Source organism: Parabacteroides faecalis, from assembly GCF_022809355.1.
Taxonomy (GTDB): Bacteria; Bacteroidota; Bacteroidia; order Bacteroidales; family Tannerellaceae; genus Parabacteroides; species Parabacteroides faecalis.
In genome coordinates this window covers 26,973-43,890 of sequence record NZ_JAKZMM010000035.1, presented here as the reverse complement: position 1 = coordinate 43,890, position 16,918 = coordinate 26,973, and the positions used below count along the sequence as shown (strand labels likewise).

At 33.3% G+C, this 16,918-nt stretch carries 16 protein-coding genes; 6 read left to right on the top strand and 10 right to left on the bottom strand.

The window, feature by feature from the left end; translation table 11 throughout:
- Positions 1–49 precede the first annotated feature (49 nt).
- From MUN53_RS13040 to MUN53_RS13020, 5 genes are all read right to left on the bottom strand, one after another.
- Positions 50–433, bottom strand: coding sequence for a hypothetical protein (locus MUN53_RS13040; protein ID WP_243325905.1), 384 nt, complete (start codon positions 431–433; stop codon positions 50–52).
- A 319-nt stretch (positions 434–752) separates the two neighbouring features.
- Positions 753–2,036 carry an AbiH family protein gene (locus MUN53_RS13035; protein ID WP_243325903.1) on the bottom strand — a complete coding sequence of 428 codons (1,284 nt, stop codon included), beginning with the start codon at positions 2,034–2,036 and terminating at the stop codon, positions 753–755.
- Between the two features lie 62 nt (positions 2,037–2,098).
- On the bottom strand, positions 2,099–2,962 hold the full coding sequence (locus tag MUN53_RS13030) for a hypothetical protein (RefSeq protein WP_243325902.1): 864 nt from the start codon (positions 2,960–2,962) through the stop codon (positions 2,099–2,101).
- 13 nt (positions 2,963–2,975) lie between these two features.
- On the bottom strand, positions 2,976–3,554 hold the full coding sequence (locus MUN53_RS13025) for an RloB family protein (protein ID WP_117678346.1): 579 nt from the start codon (positions 3,552–3,554) through the stop codon (positions 2,976–2,978).
- A 12-nt stretch (positions 3,555–3,566) separates the two neighbouring features.
- On the bottom strand, positions 3,567–4,775 hold the full coding sequence (locus tag MUN53_RS13020) for an AAA family ATPase (protein ID WP_243325901.1): 1,209 nt from the start codon (positions 4,773–4,775) through the stop codon (positions 3,567–3,569).
- A 585-nt stretch (positions 4,776–5,360) separates the two neighbouring features.
- Between MUN53_RS13020 and MUN53_RS13015 the strand changes: the two genes are divergently transcribed.
- From MUN53_RS13015 to MUN53_RS12995, 5 genes are all read left to right on the top strand, one after another.
- Positions 5,361–5,555 carry a hypothetical protein gene (locus MUN53_RS13015; protein ID WP_243325900.1) on the top strand — a complete coding sequence of 65 codons (195 nt, stop codon included), beginning with the start codon at positions 5,361–5,363 and terminating at the stop codon, positions 5,553–5,555.
- Between the two features lie 75 nt (positions 5,556–5,630).
- On the top strand, positions 5,631–6,686 hold the full coding sequence (locus MUN53_RS13010; protein ID WP_243325899.1) for a DUF6371 domain-containing protein: 1,056 nt from the start codon (positions 5,631–5,633) through the stop codon (positions 6,684–6,686).
- A gap of 166 nt (positions 6,687–6,852) precedes the next feature.
- Complete coding sequence (locus MUN53_RS13005; protein WP_243325898.1) at positions 6,853–7,218, top strand: plasmid mobilization protein; 366 nt, start codon at positions 6,853–6,855, stop codon at positions 7,216–7,218.
- Positions 7,215–8,216, top strand: a complete 1,002-nt coding sequence (locus MUN53_RS13000; RefSeq protein ID WP_243325897.1) for a relaxase/mobilization nuclease domain-containing protein — start codon at positions 7,215–7,217, stop codon at positions 8,214–8,216. Before MUN53_RS13005 ends, MUN53_RS13000 begins: the two co-directional genes overlap by 4 nt.
- The gene (locus tag MUN53_RS12995; RefSeq protein WP_243325896.1) at positions 8,213–8,788 is read left to right on the top strand and encodes a hypothetical protein; all 576 of its coding nucleotides are present in this window, start codon (positions 8,213–8,215) and stop codon (positions 8,786–8,788) included. Before MUN53_RS13000 ends, MUN53_RS12995 begins: the two co-directional genes overlap by 4 nt.
- A gap of 250 nt (positions 8,789–9,038) precedes the next feature.
- Here the strand turns inward: MUN53_RS12995 and MUN53_RS12990 are convergent, their stop codons facing one another.
- From MUN53_RS12990 to MUN53_RS12970, 5 genes are read right to left on the bottom strand one after another with little or no spacing between them, the layout of a single operon-like run.
- A complete protein-coding gene (locus MUN53_RS12990; protein ID WP_243325893.1) occupies positions 9,039–11,030 on the bottom strand; it encodes a cobalamin B12-binding domain-containing protein in 1,992 nt (663 codons plus the stop codon).
- The gene (locus tag MUN53_RS12985) at positions 11,030–12,736 is read right to left on the bottom strand and encodes an ATP-binding protein (RefSeq protein ID WP_243325891.1); all 1,707 of its coding nucleotides are present in this window, start codon (positions 12,734–12,736) and stop codon (positions 11,030–11,032) included. Before MUN53_RS12985 ends, MUN53_RS12990 begins: the two co-directional genes overlap by 1 nt.
- Positions 12,736–14,433 (bottom strand): ATP-binding protein, encoded by a 1,698-nt coding sequence (locus tag MUN53_RS12980; protein ID WP_243325889.1) that lies wholly within the window; start codon positions 14,431–14,433, stop codon positions 12,736–12,738. Before MUN53_RS12980 ends, MUN53_RS12985 begins: the two co-directional genes overlap by 1 nt.
- A 5-nt stretch (positions 14,434–14,438) precedes the next feature.
- Positions 14,439–15,623 (bottom strand): hypothetical protein, encoded by a 1,185-nt coding sequence (locus tag MUN53_RS12975; RefSeq protein WP_195202986.1) that lies wholly within the window; start codon positions 15,621–15,623, stop codon positions 14,439–14,441.
- 8 nt (positions 15,624–15,631) lie between these two features.
- Positions 15,632–15,841, bottom strand: a complete 210-nt coding sequence (locus tag MUN53_RS12970; protein ID WP_195202987.1) for a helix-turn-helix transcriptional regulator — start codon at positions 15,839–15,841, stop codon at positions 15,632–15,634.
- A 534-nt stretch (positions 15,842–16,375) separates the two neighbouring features.
- Here MUN53_RS12970 and MUN53_RS12965 point away from each other — a divergent pair.
- Positions 16,376–16,903, top strand: coding sequence for a type IV toxin-antitoxin system AbiEi family antitoxin domain-containing protein (locus MUN53_RS12965; RefSeq protein ID WP_243325909.1), 528 nt, complete (start codon positions 16,376–16,378; stop codon positions 16,901–16,903).
- Positions 16,904–16,918 lie beyond the last annotated feature (15 nt).

Genomic DNA, 16,918 nt, shown 5'->3' with positions numbered 1-16,918 from the left:
GGTGGCTACATATTGATGTTGTGCTGTTGCTTTTTACTGAAAGCTGCTACTAACGACTCATAAATCTACCCTTAATCGTGTATTGGATGATAGTTGCGGATTTTAGGTAATCTTCGACTAATACATAAAGTTCAGCATATACATTTTCAATAAAATGTAAATGTTCAGCACTAGGCGAGCGATAATATTCTCCTAAAATACATACGGACAAATTGTTTAAAATTCTCAATATAAAATCAACAATTGTACTTTTACCAGAACCATTCTCACCTACAATAGCACAGATATTTATTTCAAGTGAAGAGATTTGTTCATCCAAATTGTATAATTGTTGGGGAATTCTAGAATGGAAATCAATATAATTTTCTTGCACAGTTATCCCATCATAAAAATAATAATAAACATCCGGATGAAGATTACGTTGCATTTTCATTCCCAAACTTCTCTCCGGTGCCTTTAATAGGCGAAGACATAGATATTTTAAATGATTCAATTTATATTGCATGACTAATATTTTATATTTATTTTACTGCATAAAAAATCAATATTTTAATATCATTTCTTTCATAGACAAATCAATCAAAGCACAAAAATAATGAAAGCTGATAGTTATCTATACCAAATTAGTCTACCTCATTTTTAAATATATTCATTATAATGCCACCATAATGCTCGTGATATAGTCAGACTGCATAGCAACTTCGAGATTCGATTAAGCTTAATATACGTAATACTGTTTATTTAAGTACATATTAATTGTTAGTCCTATTTTGCGGAAGCGGTTCACAAAATGTTTTATTAACGACACGATCCCTCATAAGTTTCATATCAGTAAAACTCCTTGACACGTTTTGAATAATGTCCAAATAATTATCGGAACCATCTTCTTTTTGGTAATAATAAGGTTTTATTGATACACAATTTTTATGTTCAAACAAAGTGTTAAGTAAAGTCCGATCTGAGTTTCCACAAGAATGTCCCATAACTAATATTTGAAATGGGGAAGATTCTATAAATGATAACATTTTACGATATTTATTAGATTCCAAGTACTTTATAGATTTAATATTTTGTAAACACTTATTATCATTCAATTTTACAATTTCATTATAATGATCTTCCAATTCATCACCATAACCAAATATGACACTTTCAGTGCTATCAAGAGCACCATGAATCTGATTGTGACAGAAACCCATATTAGAAGTTAAATAAAATTTAGATGTTGGAGTATAATTAAAGTCCAACAACATTATATTGTCTGGTAATAATATTTCTTTAGGGTATTGACCTCTTAAAATAAATTCCTGGATTTCCCCATTAAAAGAATCTTCAGAGAACTTATTGCAAAATTCAATATTATCCTTGATTAATAAATCATTTTTCAGGAGATTGTATTGTGAAAAACGATATCCCCACTCCTTCTCTCCCTTATTAATCCACGATTTAAAATGATCAACAAGATGTATCATTTCTTTTATAGAAATATCATCAGGATTAAAAGGTGCATATATTATTTCTTTTATTTTATAATTGATTATTGCCTCATCTATGTTTAAACTACTAAGATATTCTATAAGTTTTATTTTTAAGAAATTCATCTGTCTATTCAACTCAGAACAAGTACATTCATTGTTTTCTGGATATAAAGCACATGATTTTAATATCTCATAATATTCAACTTCAATATCTACCCATCCCTTAGACTCAATAGATTTACATATACGCTGAAAAAGAATACTATGACAATGAAACTCACAAACCTGTTCATCATTACAAACCAAATCTACGATATCTCGCAGAGAGAGAGATTTCGTAATAATTTGATAATGCCATGCCCAAACTAAATACCAACCAGCAAGTCCTACTTCATCCTTAAGTCTAAAAGAACAAAGGCCATCCTCTTCTTCTTTTTTCGAACTGCTAAGTAAACGAAGTCCCCATTGTTCCCAATACCAATTTATAAAATCCTCGTATTTGGTAGAAAGCCCATGGGCTAAATCAAAACCATTTCCTATAAGTATAATCCTATTCATTATATTCCTTGTAATAGCTTTTATAAGACATCCAAAAACATGGGCAAATATATACCACCCTATTATTTTTCTAATTTAAATTGGGCCTCTTTCTCTTTAATAAGCAATAAAGATATATCAAACAAGACCTTTATAGTATTATTCAATTCAAGAGAAAAATCTTTAATCGAAGTGGTCATCTTATCAACATCATCATAGTATGAAATAATTTTTCTATCTAATCGTTCCAGTTCAATGTTTACTTCCTGAATCTCTTGCTGAAGTGACTTTCTTTTTTCTACGTCTGGCGTTTGTTTACTTAAATCCAATAAGATATTTTTTCGATGCATATTATTCTCTTTTATTTGAATATCATATCTATTTTGATTAATACGTTCTATAAAAGAGAGTTCTTGATCTAATAAATCAGATAGTCCCATACGTGCTTTAATCCAGCATTCTTCATAAGCCTTTTCTAAATTTGTTTTCTGGCGTTGTACATCTACTTCAAATACATATCTATACTGTAAATCTGTTGTATAAATTCGACCTTTCATTTGACATATAGCCGATTTGGATAATGATAAATTCTGATGATCAATACCAACAGTAATTCCCATAACATCTACTACATTAAGTAAAGCCAAATTATTTTTTAGACAGTTATTATACTCATCCAACTTTTTAATATTTTGTTGACGAATTAACAGCTTTTCCTGTTGCAGAATAGCTTTCTCATTATTTCTATTACTATAAATAATAGCAAGATAACCTACTACAACAGCAAAAATTCCACTACTATAACTTCCCCAAAAATTTAACCACGAGTCATTTGAAAGATTTGTTTTGATAATATTACCATATGTTAACAACAAATTAATAATAAATGCAATAGTAATTCCACTAACTATGATTCCCCAAACAGCATATAAATCTTTTTTTTTCATCAATCCATATTTATTACAACGATTCACTAACTTTTTTAATCGCCTTATAAATCTCACTATAAGAATCTCTACCTTTATATTTTTCGGCTAGTTCACATGCCCTATCCATTTTTGAATCAGCAAGCATTTCTTTAACCCATTTATCCTTCTCAAGGTATTTTCGAGTTTTATCGTATGTTGGCAGATATTGCTTTAATGCTCTTTCTGTAGCTGCTGAATCTTGAAAATGTCGACACGTATCTTCAAAATGTAGTAAAAACCAATATTCTATTGACTGTAAGCTATCACAGAGAATCACATTGGGATTATTTTCATATTTCTTTTTGAGCGACACCATTTTTTTATTTTCCGCATCAGAACGCCTGCTAACATCTGCATCAAAAACACATATTACAAAGACATCTTCATCTAGAAGTTCCTTTATCTTCTTATCTATTTTCTCAATACTATTGTTTTCAAATAAACGAGGAGAAATAGAATATCTATAACCAAGTATTTTTTTCAAATGACTGAAATAAAATAATTCAGTCAAACCCTCACCAACGATATGAATAACCTGTCTGGTCGCTGTATTTTTTCTTGCTTTTCTCATAAAAGTACATGATTATAGATTAGGAACTGCACCGAATTTACCAAATTTATATGCCTTTTGGAGAGAACTAATCCTATTCAATCCTTTGAAATCTGTTAGAGGATACAGCACACTTGATCCGTCCGGATTCTTTTCAGTAAACCAAACATTATCTTTCCTAAGCAAATCTTCTTCTCCTAATAGTCCATCATAATGTGTAGTGAGCAACAACTGGGCTTGCTCTGATTCTTTTAGAAAACGTTCAATGATGTATTCTATCAATTTCGGATGAAGAGAGGATTCAATCTCGTCAACTGCAAGAAAAGCATCTTTTTCAAGAATCTTTTGCACTTGAGCGGCCAAGCCAAACGTACGGATAGTACCGTCCGATTCAAACAGTTCCGGGAACTCATAATAATCATTGTTACCATCATCAGATGATACTTTATGCTGATACATAGTATAATTAATCGAACCTTTATGTGTTTCCTGTTCTTTGGAAGTAATATTTGAAATATTGAAATCAGCTTCCTGTAGATATCTCAAAATATAATCTTTTGCAGACTCATTCTTGATTGATTCTTCGGCATAACGACTTAAAGATGATGCAGGCACAATTGCCGGCATAACCTGATTGGTTAGATACTGAAGAACTGCCTCTAATTCTACAATATGTGTATTTACCTGCATATAAGCAGCAAAAACTGACATGTTATGCAAACACTTCAATGTTATTTCCTCTTTGACAGATTGCGACATTTTAATCTTCTGTCCAAATTTAATAACTGATACGTTATTCTCAGTATTTCTTTCAAATATAGTAGCAGGCTGTTGACTTGGATAATAGATCAGACTTTCCTTTGCTACGTGCCACCTGTCTAAAGCTACAGAATAGACATAACGAACTGCTTTTTCCTCATTCTTCAAGTAGAACGAAATCGAATATTCAGATAACTGCCTCGAACTTGTTTTATTCAGGAGAAACGGGACTATTTGAATTTGTTCTGCCTTATTAAGTGGGGTATAAGTAATGAATGATTTGATAAAATCACAAACTTTAATAATATTACTCTTACCCGAAGCATTTGCTCCATAAATGACAGCCACTTTCAATAGTCTCACATCACCCCCCAATTCGACAACATGATATGACTCCATATCCTTACTTCTATCAGCTTCAAAACTTAATATAGCCTCGTCTCTGAATGAGAACATATTCTTAAATCTAATTTCTGCTATCATATAATCTGTTTTTCAACAAATATATAACTAAATATCTATATTTGCAAATTAGATTTCAATATTTACATCATTTATGCAAAAATCAAAAACTGATATTCTTTTATAGAATTTATTGTACCCGTAGTCAATATAATCATTAAATCAAAACATCAGTCCATCCATTAATATAAAAAATCGATACAAATTAACATCAGTCTTCATATTATCTCACTTCCAAAGATTAAAGGACAACTCAAAAATACGTATTGCTATTTGCATAATATTGAACACCATTGATGAATATGCTACATCACTAAAAAAGGGGTAAAAAATACCTCGTTCTTGTAACTTATTTGCTGGAAAACTTTGAAATTCAACAAAATACAATTATCTTTGTCTTACAAAAAGAATGTAACAGCACATAACTCGTTGATAATCAATAAGTTATAATGGATAAAAATGACAAAAAATTAGACTTCTGTACCTTTTAGAGCTCCAAATACTTGATAATCAAAAACTTGCAATTACTGCATCGATCTTGACAGTGTACTGAAATCCATACGTCTGGTATCCTATTTTAAAAATACTGCCCTGCAGATATGCTCCATGATTGAAGGTGTGATGCTCACTCCCAAGCAGACAGAACTGTTGGAAAAGCTGCCGGATAAGTTTACACGTTCTGAAGGATTGGAGGTAGCCGTCTCCATGAACTGGAGTACCAGCACGTATGACCGCTTCCTGAAAAAGGCAACGGGAACTTACCTTTATCACGAATATGGGAATTATAAAAAAGCACAATGACAAAGTGATAAAGTGACAAACTAACGGCTGACTTTATCACTTTGTCACTTTGTCAATCACTAAAAACAGAAAATTATGGATAACTTCAGATTTATATTGGAGCCTTACAACAGGCACCAGAGAAACAGGTATACCTGCCCCTCGTGCGGAAAGCATCGTGAGTTCACCCGTTATATTGATACCCAAGGGGCTATCTCTTTTCCCGAATATGTAGGAAAATGTAACAGAATCAATAATTGTGGTTATCACTATACACCAGCAATGTATTTTGATGAACATCCGGAATGTAAAGAGTACAATAAATCATTCCCTATTGTAAAAGATAAGAAACCTGTTGTATGTCATCCAAGACTCCCTCCTGTACGCCGGCATACCGACACATCTTTTATACCAGATGAAATTATGCAGCAGACAATGAAATGCTATGAACAGAATAACCTGTTTCTGTATCTTGTCAACCATCTGGGGTATGAGTCAGCACTGCATCTGATGAAGACTTACCATGTAGGTACCGCCAGAAAATGGAAAAATGCTACGGTATTCTGGCAAACAGACATATCCGGAAAAATAAGAACCGGGAAAATCATGCAGTACAACGCAGAGACAGGAAAACGTATAAAAGAACCATATGCACATGTTTCATGGGTACATACAGAACTTGATATACCGGAATTCCACTTACAACAATGCTACTTTGGAGAACATCTCTTATACAACAGCAGAAAACCCGTTGCCATAGTAGAAAGCGAAAAGACCGCTATCATTGCTTCATTCTATATACCGGAATATATCTGGCTTGCAACGGGAGGTAAAAACGGATGCTTTAACGAGCAGAATTTTGACGTACTAAAAGGCAGGAATATTGTTCTGTTCCCTGATATCGGAATGACACAGGAATGGAAAGAAAAGTGTATACAGATGAGAAAAAGAAACATCCGTACTGAGATTTCCGAGTATCTTGAAGTAAATGCAAATGATGTGGAAAGGGTGAACGGATACGACATTGCCGACTATCTTATAAAGGTAAAATCAGGTGAAGCCGTTCTCCAATCCATGACAAGAAAGAATCCTGCCCTAAAACTTTTAATCGAGACTTTCGACCTGGAACTGTCAGGTTTCGGTACTCAATAAAAGTCCGTTTCCCATATCCAACAATATTCTGGAAAAAACGGAATGACAAAAGGAATGTAGTTTTTTCGGTTGGCAAGTTTATGTTTTGGTAATACCAAAACCTCTGAATCCATCCGAGAAGTACCCAACAGGAATCAATTATAAACCGAAAAAAATAATCAACAAAATGGAACAAAAAAGCAACAACAAAAATAAGGCTATCGGTGGCAGACCTCCTCTGGACAAAATGGAAAAACGTACAGAGATATTATCATTCAAATGTACCGTATTGGAGAGGCATATCATAAACGGTAAGGCCATGACAGCCGGTGTTACATTAGGTGAGTATATAAGAAATATGGCCATAAATGGAAATATAACAGCACGTCTTACACCTGAAGATGTAAAACTGATAAGGAGTCTTTCAGGCATGGCAAACAACCTAAACCAGCTTGCAAAAAACGCAAATACTTTCGGATATGCTGCAGTGTCAGAATCCGTATCAGAACTGGCTGATGAAATAGACAAAATCATTAAACTGATAAAAGCATGATGGGAAAGATTATGAAAAGGAATGACTTCGGTAAGATTGTAAATTATACGATGAAAGGCAACAATAAATCCAAGCTGCTTGCTACCGAAGGTGTACGTTCAGACAGCAAACAGCATATAGCTGAAAGTTTCAGTTGTCAGGCAGGTTTAAATACAAGAATCAGAACTCCGGTCTATCATATATCATTGAGCTTTTCAAAGCAGGATTCGGAGAAACTGACTGACGACCTTATGGTAAAGATTGCCAGGGAATATATGGAAAAGATGAATATCAAAAAAACACAATATATTGTTGTAAGACATTACGACAGAGAACATCCCCATATACATCTTGTGATAAACCGTGTGGACAATGACGGGAAAACCATAAGCGACAGCAATGACCGCATAAGAAACAACAGGGTATGCAGGGAACTGACAATAAAATATGGCCTGTATATGCCGAAGGGTAAAGAGAATGTCAAGTATGACAGGCTTCGTGGCAAAGACAAGCATAAGTATGAAATGATGTTTGCCATACGCAAGGCTTTGGAAAAAAGTAATAATTGGAGCGAGTTTCAAAAGAAGCTGAGCAGAGACAAAATTCATTTTACCATAAGAACAGACAGCAAAAGTAAGCCATGTGGTATAGTCTTTTCACGTGGCGAAAATACATTCAGCGGTTCCAGAATAGACCGTAGTCTGAGTTATTTTAAAATAGCTAATATGCTAAACAAATATGAGAACAGTCTGGATACATCGAACAGCTTTGGAAATACCCAACAAGACAAAATCCTGGAGCAAGAAAAGGATACAGTCAAATCTACAGAACATGAGGAAATATATGAAAATGAGGTTACCTCTCATACTGGCAATTCTATCATAAATGCTGTTGCAGATTTACTCCTTCAGCCTAATGCGGTAATATCTTCAGGAGGTGGTGGAGGAAACAGTAACCAGTTGGATGATGATGAAAGAAAAAGGAAAAATCGTGAACATATTAGAAGCAGAAGAAGATGATCAAGAAAGAAATTGAAGGAGCCGCTCTCCTATCCATATATAATGAGCTTAAAGATGAAATAAAGGCCATACGGACAGATATTCAGAATTTGAATATTCAACAGCCCCAGCAATCAGAGAACAATCAAGAATTAAATTCATTGCTGAAGGAAACGATTGTAAATGCTGTAAACGACACTATAAATGCCCATATAAACAGTAGAGAAAACTATGCCGATGAAGTTAGTAGAAGATGTAAGAATACTATTGATTTTGCAATTGAAAGGGAAACAAAACTGGTTAATAATGTGTTATTGCCCAAACTCTCCCCTATTATTCAAATCGATAAAAAGATAGATTCCATAAATGCAAGGATTAGCGGAATCGAAAATGACATACAGAAGATACCTAAAGATAATATAGGTAGTACCAACAATAACAGATTTTTCTATATAATGTTGATTATTATTACTTGTATATTTTGGATATTTGGAAATTTTCTTTACATGGATTTAAATCAAAGGTATAATGAGTTAAAGGAAAGGCATGAAATGGTGATGAGGAATATAAGTTCTGATAAAATAAAGAAATAAAAATAACCAAGTATATTCAGTTTGCTATACCATCTAATAAAAAACATTAAACATATGGTCTTACAGACTAAAATAATGTATTTATTCTTCTAAAAGAATTATAAAGAACTATGAATACTAACCGGTAATATTTTACATAATCACATCTTACTATGGGCCAAGATTTACAATACATAAAATAGCAAACAAGCTTTGACAAACGAATAAAACCGAATGTCAAAGCTTGTTTTGAAATAAAAATCTTTATAGGCTATCTGTATATTGTTAAAACACCTACAAATGAATCTTTTATATAATCTAATTCATCTTTGGGCAACGAATCAAATTCTTTTTTAAGTTTCCACAAACAGCCTTTTGGATCTGAAATCTCGTCACGTAAATTTACATAAAATTTCAACACATCATTGATACGTTCTCCATAATCTTCACTCTTATTTGTTTGAGTAAAGTTTTTATCGTGTATTATAGACAACAGAGTGTCTCTTTCTTGTATTGACAAAGAATTCATAGCATCAACCCATCGCTTCATACTTAGCGGATGAGATTTTTTTTCAAGCCATTCAAAAAAGAAACGGTAAATAATATAGGTATCCGGCATTTCAAGTAACGTATAATATTCATGAATATCTCTACCAAATGCCTTTTGAAAGTATGATTGTCCTCTACCAATGCTTCCTTTCGTCGAATTAAGAATGGCTTGAATAGAACGGATATATTTTCTATTCCAATGTTTACCTATGTAGTCTCGATCATGACTATACTCTCCCAATAAAGGATGATATTTCATAGGAAAAGAATATACATTAATACCCAATTCATCACACAATTCAACATTTATCTTTAGTCGTTCATACAAATCAGATGGTTTGTCAGTGAAATTATAGAGAAGATAGTTTGAAAAGTTCTTGATTCCATATTTTGCACTCCATCGTATTGCCTGTATATAATCATCCTTCACTGAAAGAGAATCAAATGCAATTCGTAATGGAGAAATAGCAATTTTAGACAACATCTCCGCCTTTTCTTCAGTGAATAGTCGAGCATCAACCCCTTGATTAAAATCAACAATACGCTGCTTAGGTCTTAACCGCTTATAAAATTTGGCATAATCATTTGATATAAGTTCGTAAGCCTTTATTGCATTATCCTTTGTACTTGTACCCAACGAAAGCAAACCAAAATCGTACAAAATCGAATATATCTTATATGATAACTCTTTTTCTTTAATAGAAGAAAGGAAGTTTGAATACTCTCGCTGTGCCATGCGCAAGTATGCTCTGTCATTGATACCTTTTTGCAGATTTGATATAGCTAATTCTAATTGATTTGGAGCTTGATAAGTTGCACCTCGCTGAAATCCACACTTAATAATATCGTCAATAATATCATTAAATCTTTCAGAAGCAAGAACATTGTTATCCATCAGTAACAAGTCTTTTTGCTCTCCAAATTTATTTTTCACACGTTCAACCCTATCAGACATAGGTATATAATCCATATACTCAGGCTCTATCTTAGGCACTGCACAGAACGCGCAATGTCTAACACAACCTTTAGTCATTGATCCATAATACGCATTTGACATATCATATCGGTAATCAATCTCTTCTAATATGGAATAATCTAATGGAAGTGTATCTATAATTATTTCATTGTCATTATCAATGATACCTGGTTTATTAAGCAAACCAACGAATGGTTTAATATTTGTGGCATCTTCAAGTTCTTCTGGTTGCAAAGTTGCCAAAACTCCTCCAACCATAATTTGTCCATTAGGTTTTAACAACTCTTTAACCTGATTTATAGTCTTTACTGTTATGTCAAAATAAAACGTGAATAAAGTTGTAACACCTATCCAGTCCCATTCTTTTTCATCATTATTAAGATAGTACTTTTTCCAAATATAATCTTTAAAATAATTGAGCCAATCTAAAATTAGTACATAATCTTCTCTATCATTGGCAATTTCCAAACGTTCAAGATACACAGCTTTACGAGTTTTAATATAGCTCTTAATTGCATCATGTTTGCTTCTCCAATTATCTCTAGGAGCAATGCTAATTAACTTTCCTATGCACTTTTCTACAGCTCGTTCAAGAATAAAATCCTTAATGTCGCCCTTAAAAAAAACGACATTGTCACCTAAAGATTTAAAGTAAGTAGACAACTTCATCAAACCAATAGGAGGAAATTTATTCTTATAATTCGGTTCTACAAGTAGAATGTTCCTTTTAATTCTCATTACAGAATTTTCTTTCTTAAATTATTCTTCAATTGATCTTTAATTTTGGGTGGTATTTCTGATGCTTTGTCAATTACTGCATAAAACTTTTTAATTAACCTTCTTTCTACAAGGCTCAGTCCTTTATAAATATCAAGTTCTGAGGGTGGTGAAGGTGGAGTAATTTTATCATCCGGATTTGAAGATGGAGGATTTGAAATACTATCACCTCCATTTCCTTCACTGTTATTACCATTCTTTTTTTCAGAATCTGGTGTTGAAGTTTCTTCTTTTGTTTTGAAATTCTCTATTTTTATGGCTGGTAGCTGTAAATTCTGCTTAATTATTTCAGTTTTATTATTAAATGCTTTAATAGTAGAAGAATTTACACTATTGACAACATCTTCTGCAACACTCCAAGAATCATTACTATTGAAAAAATCTTCATATGCATTTATCTTAGACATTGCCCTTGCTTTATCCTCTTTTGCTTTTTGTATCTTATTTTTAATATTCTTAATTTCAGAGGCTTCATTTTCTTTTTTCAATTGTTGACTTAAATTAACAAGTTGGATACTAGCATCTGCGATTTTATCAACTACTTCACTTCTAAACTTGCTTGTTTTGTTATAAAGAGTCTTCAATTCCTTAAAGAATTTACGGACTTCCCTCTCGAAAATCAACTTTGTATCATTTTGATTGATTCCGTCACGAGATGCTGTAGGCTTAAGCTGCTCATGAACGAGGTGCATTTCTCCAATGAAATAAGATTGGTCTATAACTGCTTGATACAAACCAGACAACAAAGTACTAGGTCCTATCTGATAATTACAATGTCTAGCTCTAATAAACGATATAGGCAAATCATTCATTTGCTTAGCTTCTTTATTCATTGCATACCATCCCCACGCAAATTCTTCTTGCGTTTTATTATCCTTAAGAGAAAAACATCTAATACTTCCAAATTCAAAATCTTTCTCTTCGGATGAATATCTTTTCTCGACTGGTGTATCGTTTACACTAATCTTATATATCCATAAGTTCTTAAACTTTTCGATAAATCCATGATTTACAGGTCGTTCTAATGCAGGCTTTAATAGGTTGTCTTTAAACACTGTACAATAATCCACTGGAACAATCTGCTGAATATACTCAATAACTTTATCTTCGTCCATCAACTCTGTGTTGTTGACATTAACTAAGGTTACACGACAATAATGTTCCTCCTCTTTTTCTTGTTCTTGTGGACAGAGAGTAGTAACATCATCTATTATTTCTTCAGTAGTAGGATCTAGTTCTGGATTGTTACATATTTCACGAGCCTTTTTTACATCCCATATAAGAGTGGATTTAATGGGTTCCCCAAAGGTTGAGGTTTCATATCGAATTTGATCGCAATAATTAGCACCGTTAAGCCTACCTATGCCATATTGTCCAGCTCTATTAACTTTTTTTGAAGAAGCCACATCAACAAGATAAGGCCCGATATTTTCTACAGAAATGCCGATACCTTTGTCTTCTATAATAATATTGTGATTAAACGTATCAATCGTTACAACAATTGTCGTTTTCTTTCTATCTGTAATAAGTCCTTTTTCCACAGCATCTTCAATTGCATCGCAAGCATTTTGTATATACTCTCGATACACGACCATACAATCCTCATAGAGTTCGCCCATATACTGACGCATTTGGGACTTACCGATTCTGCTTTTATATCCTTCCATTAATTGTTTGATTTAAAAGTTGGGTATGGAAATTTTATACTAACTAATGAACGTAATGCAGGGTTACTAATTATATAATCACCAGGAGCTAATCTTGTCATCATATTCTTATAAATATTGCCAAAGAATTGATAATCAGGTTTAGTGACTTCAACAAAGTTTGTTCTACCATAAGCGGAGTTAGCACAATTACCTTTTACACGTTCATGGATAGCACTTCTAAATTGCTCCACTGAGAACAAAATAATACCTAAAGCCCTACCTCTTTCAGCAACATCTAATAGATGTCTAAGAATAGGAGAAGATTTCGGAACATCTGTTGAAGCATACTTATTCAACTCGTCTACAAAAATAACAATCTTGTCAGGTGTATTCTTGTCTTTTGCGCTCATACGTTCAACCACCTGCTGAATTACATCTCCAAACACAAAACCTTGCATAAATGGATCTAGTTGGGCTATATCGATTACTTTAACATCGTTTGGGTTCATGTTGTCAAACAAGTCTGAAGCCAAGTCACTCCTATCTGTAATCTCATGGCCTTTATCTACGAACAAATCTTCGGATTGAAATTTTCTCATTATTCGCGCAAATTTCTTCCAAGAAGCCAATTGTATATTAGTTCCTTGGAGTGTGGTACTTCCTGGAATAGTTACGCTATTTAACGCCTTAAAGAATTCCTCCCAAGTCGTTACAGAAGGACCAAATGGATGACCATAATCCATCAAGTAGCTAATAATACTATCTATAGTTCCTGTTGGATCAGGCTCATTTGCAAACAAATATTGAAGTTTGTCTCTGCTACTTTCAAAATTGTAGAAATACCGGCATGCATTTTTCTCAATAAACTGTCTGTCCATATCATCCTTATCTGCATTTGATTGCGTATAATTCCGAGAAGCATTTTTACCGTGAGGATAATAATAGTAAACTTGCTTAAATGGCTCCGGTTCTAAACCTAACTCTTCACGATAGATTCTCTTTTGAGTTTCATCTAGTTTTTCGTTAGGGATATCAAGTGTCAACAAATCACGTCCCTTAACATTAAACACTAAATATGTAATTTTCTGAGACTTATTATCTTCATCTTCAGATTCCTCCCATGCTTTCCTATACTTTTGCTGCAAGGCGTTCAACAGAAACATAGTATAAGAAGTCTTACAAGCGAGTCCAGAAATGCCAGACACATTCAAATGAGCACCATCAGGACCAATTAAGAATTTGTCATTTATATCAACCTTGACTTTATTACCATACATTTCCATGTAACCACAGGTTAATGGATTTTTTACATCATCAAGGCCCAATGCTTCTCTTATTCCCTTTGGAGTACACAGGCAAACTGGTCTATCATGAAGTACAGGAGTATAAGTATTTTTTGTATTATGTACTACTTTTGCTTTTACATAACTAAAAGAAAGTCTATTTGTATTGCCAGCTTGTTCAGACTCAACATTTGCGAGAGAACCAAATTCTGATGATATGTAACTAGTGAAATGACTAGATGAGTCAGTGACATGATTGATTTCCTCAACAATAGCGTAGGTCACGGAGTTGTTGGGATTTTCAACCATAATAACATCGAATGGACTTAAATCATCATTATTAGAGTCCATCCAAAAGTAAAAATAGTCAATCGTTGACGGATTTTTCTCCGTTGCAGAGACTTTTCCTATAATTTTACTATTGTTGCTCATATTTATTATATAATTTTTATTATCAATTTTTCATCCACGAAATTAGATTTGCAAAAGGCTTCAGTTACATACACTGGATATAAATGATTTGCCCATCTTGCATCTTTTCCGTAACAAACAGGATATGCTTCATTTATAAGGTGCGCTGAAATTGAGTCAATTAAAGCAGATTGTTTTACTTTGTTTCCTACCATAAACATTTCAACCTTTATGATATCAGAATAACTGTTAGAACGGTTTATTGTATTTCGTAAACGAATATACCAAACACAATAACTTTTTCCTTCATGAATATATCGATAAGCTTTAGTTCTATGCATAGGTTTCAATTCAGCTATAATCGTTCCGATATGAGGTTCGTTTCTACTCAATAATTCCGGATCAAACAATTTTGAGACACCCACTACATCCCTAAAATTTTGATTGAAAACGGCACTTGCCAATTCCTTATCTGGGCGATTCGTAAAATCCTCTTTATATTCAATTGAACCATCCTTTATTAACATAGCATCATCATTAGACACCAGCCCATTCAAAACCATTTCTTCTACAAGCAGTCGTTCTTGATCCAGCATTTCGTTTTGGATTTTTGAGATGGCCAGTCTAAGATATTTATTTCTCCCCATCTCGACTTGCTTATCCGTAATATTGCCATAAGATATAACATCCGAAAATTTCATGTGGAACTTTTGGTAAAACAACGATTCCTGAACCTTCTTATTTATTTCTTCACACTTCTTTCGAAAGAAGTTTTGACCTTGTTCCTTTGTATCATACTGAACTGGTACAGCCAAGACAAGTTTACGAATGGCCTTACCTATTTTTATATCCCTACCTTCTCTACCACAATAACCGACAATAATCTGTCCAACAGCTAAAGGGTAAACGACCCCATCAATAGCTATATCTCCAACTTTATAAACTTGTCTTGTCCCATCCAAAAAATATTTAAATAGGCTCTTATTGTGTTTTTTTCTAATTAAATCGGGGTCAATCTTCTTCTGACTTTCCTTAAAAGGCTTATCCTCTGCATATAATAACGATTTATCTTTAATAGTCACTTCATTAATATGATCATCAAACTCACCGAAAGTATCATTTTCAGTTTCATCAATGAATCTTTTTTGACTATCATATGCTTTAACTTCTCCATCGGAAGATTGAATGATATAGTCTATTACTAATCCCATAAATTCTCTTAATTTGAAGATTGCAGCAATTCCCTTTTATCAACCTGCAACAAGTCGGCAATTTTTGCGATAGTATACAAGTCTGGTTGAGTCGTATTAGTACACCATTTAGACACTGTTGTCGGATTAACACCAAGTTGTTGTGCCAACCATTTACTAGTTCTCTTTTTTTCACAGAGCACTACTTTAAGTCTATTTAAATTATTGTCTATCGCCATATTATTTGTTTTTATTGCAAAAATATTGTTTTTGGGGCAAAATAAGAAATAATATAACGCAAATCAAAATTTAAGCACCATTTTTGTGAATGTCATTTTATACGCAAATAACGCTCTCTTAAAAATGGTCGTCAGATTTGAATGTGATTAACTAATCTGTCTTACAAAGTAAATGCAAGTTCACTATTCGGCTTTACACATTTCGCTGGTTGAACTAAATCGTTTTACATTTCAACCTCGTTACACTAAATTACTTACAGTATTTTAGGCAATAGAGCAAGAAAGACATAAATCGAAAATGGGGTTAATATATGATTAGTTTATTTATGGCCATAAGTCATAGAGTCATAGTAAAATATGTTCATTCCTTTCTTAACTGAGAATATATGTATCACCAAAATAATAAGGTTAAATTTATGATCTCTAAATATTTTCTGTACAAACACACCACACTTATAAATATTTGTGGTATCTTTGTACAGATTTAAATAGTAATTAATGAAGAAACTTAATTCATACATATCATCATCAGACATGAAGGAAAAAGGGCGTGCTGCTTATTACAAAATGTTGGAAAGTGTACGCCAAGGTGAACTGATACAGGTTCGACGAGGGCTGTATGCCAACATTGACCAACTTTCAAACAGCATGATTGACATAGAAGCGATTATACCAGGTGGAATTCTTTGCCTCTGGTCTGCATGGAGCATACACCAACTTACGACTTCTATGCCACAAGCCTATCATGTGGCCATAAAAAGAGATAGAAAAGTAGTAACACCTTCATTTCCCCCAATAGAACTTCACCACTATACCGCTTCTATACTAGAAATTGGGGTAAGCAATATGGTTTTGGAGGGTTACAATATCAGGATCTATGATATAGAGCGATGCGTAAGTGATGCCATTAAGTTTAGAAATAAAATAGGTATTGATGTCTGCTCAGAAATCATAGATAACTATCTTACACGACCGGAACGAAATATAAGTAAACTACTGGATTATGCCAGACAACTCCGTGTGGGCACAATCCTTGAAAACTATCTGCAAGTCAAACTATGAGTAAAGAACAAAATA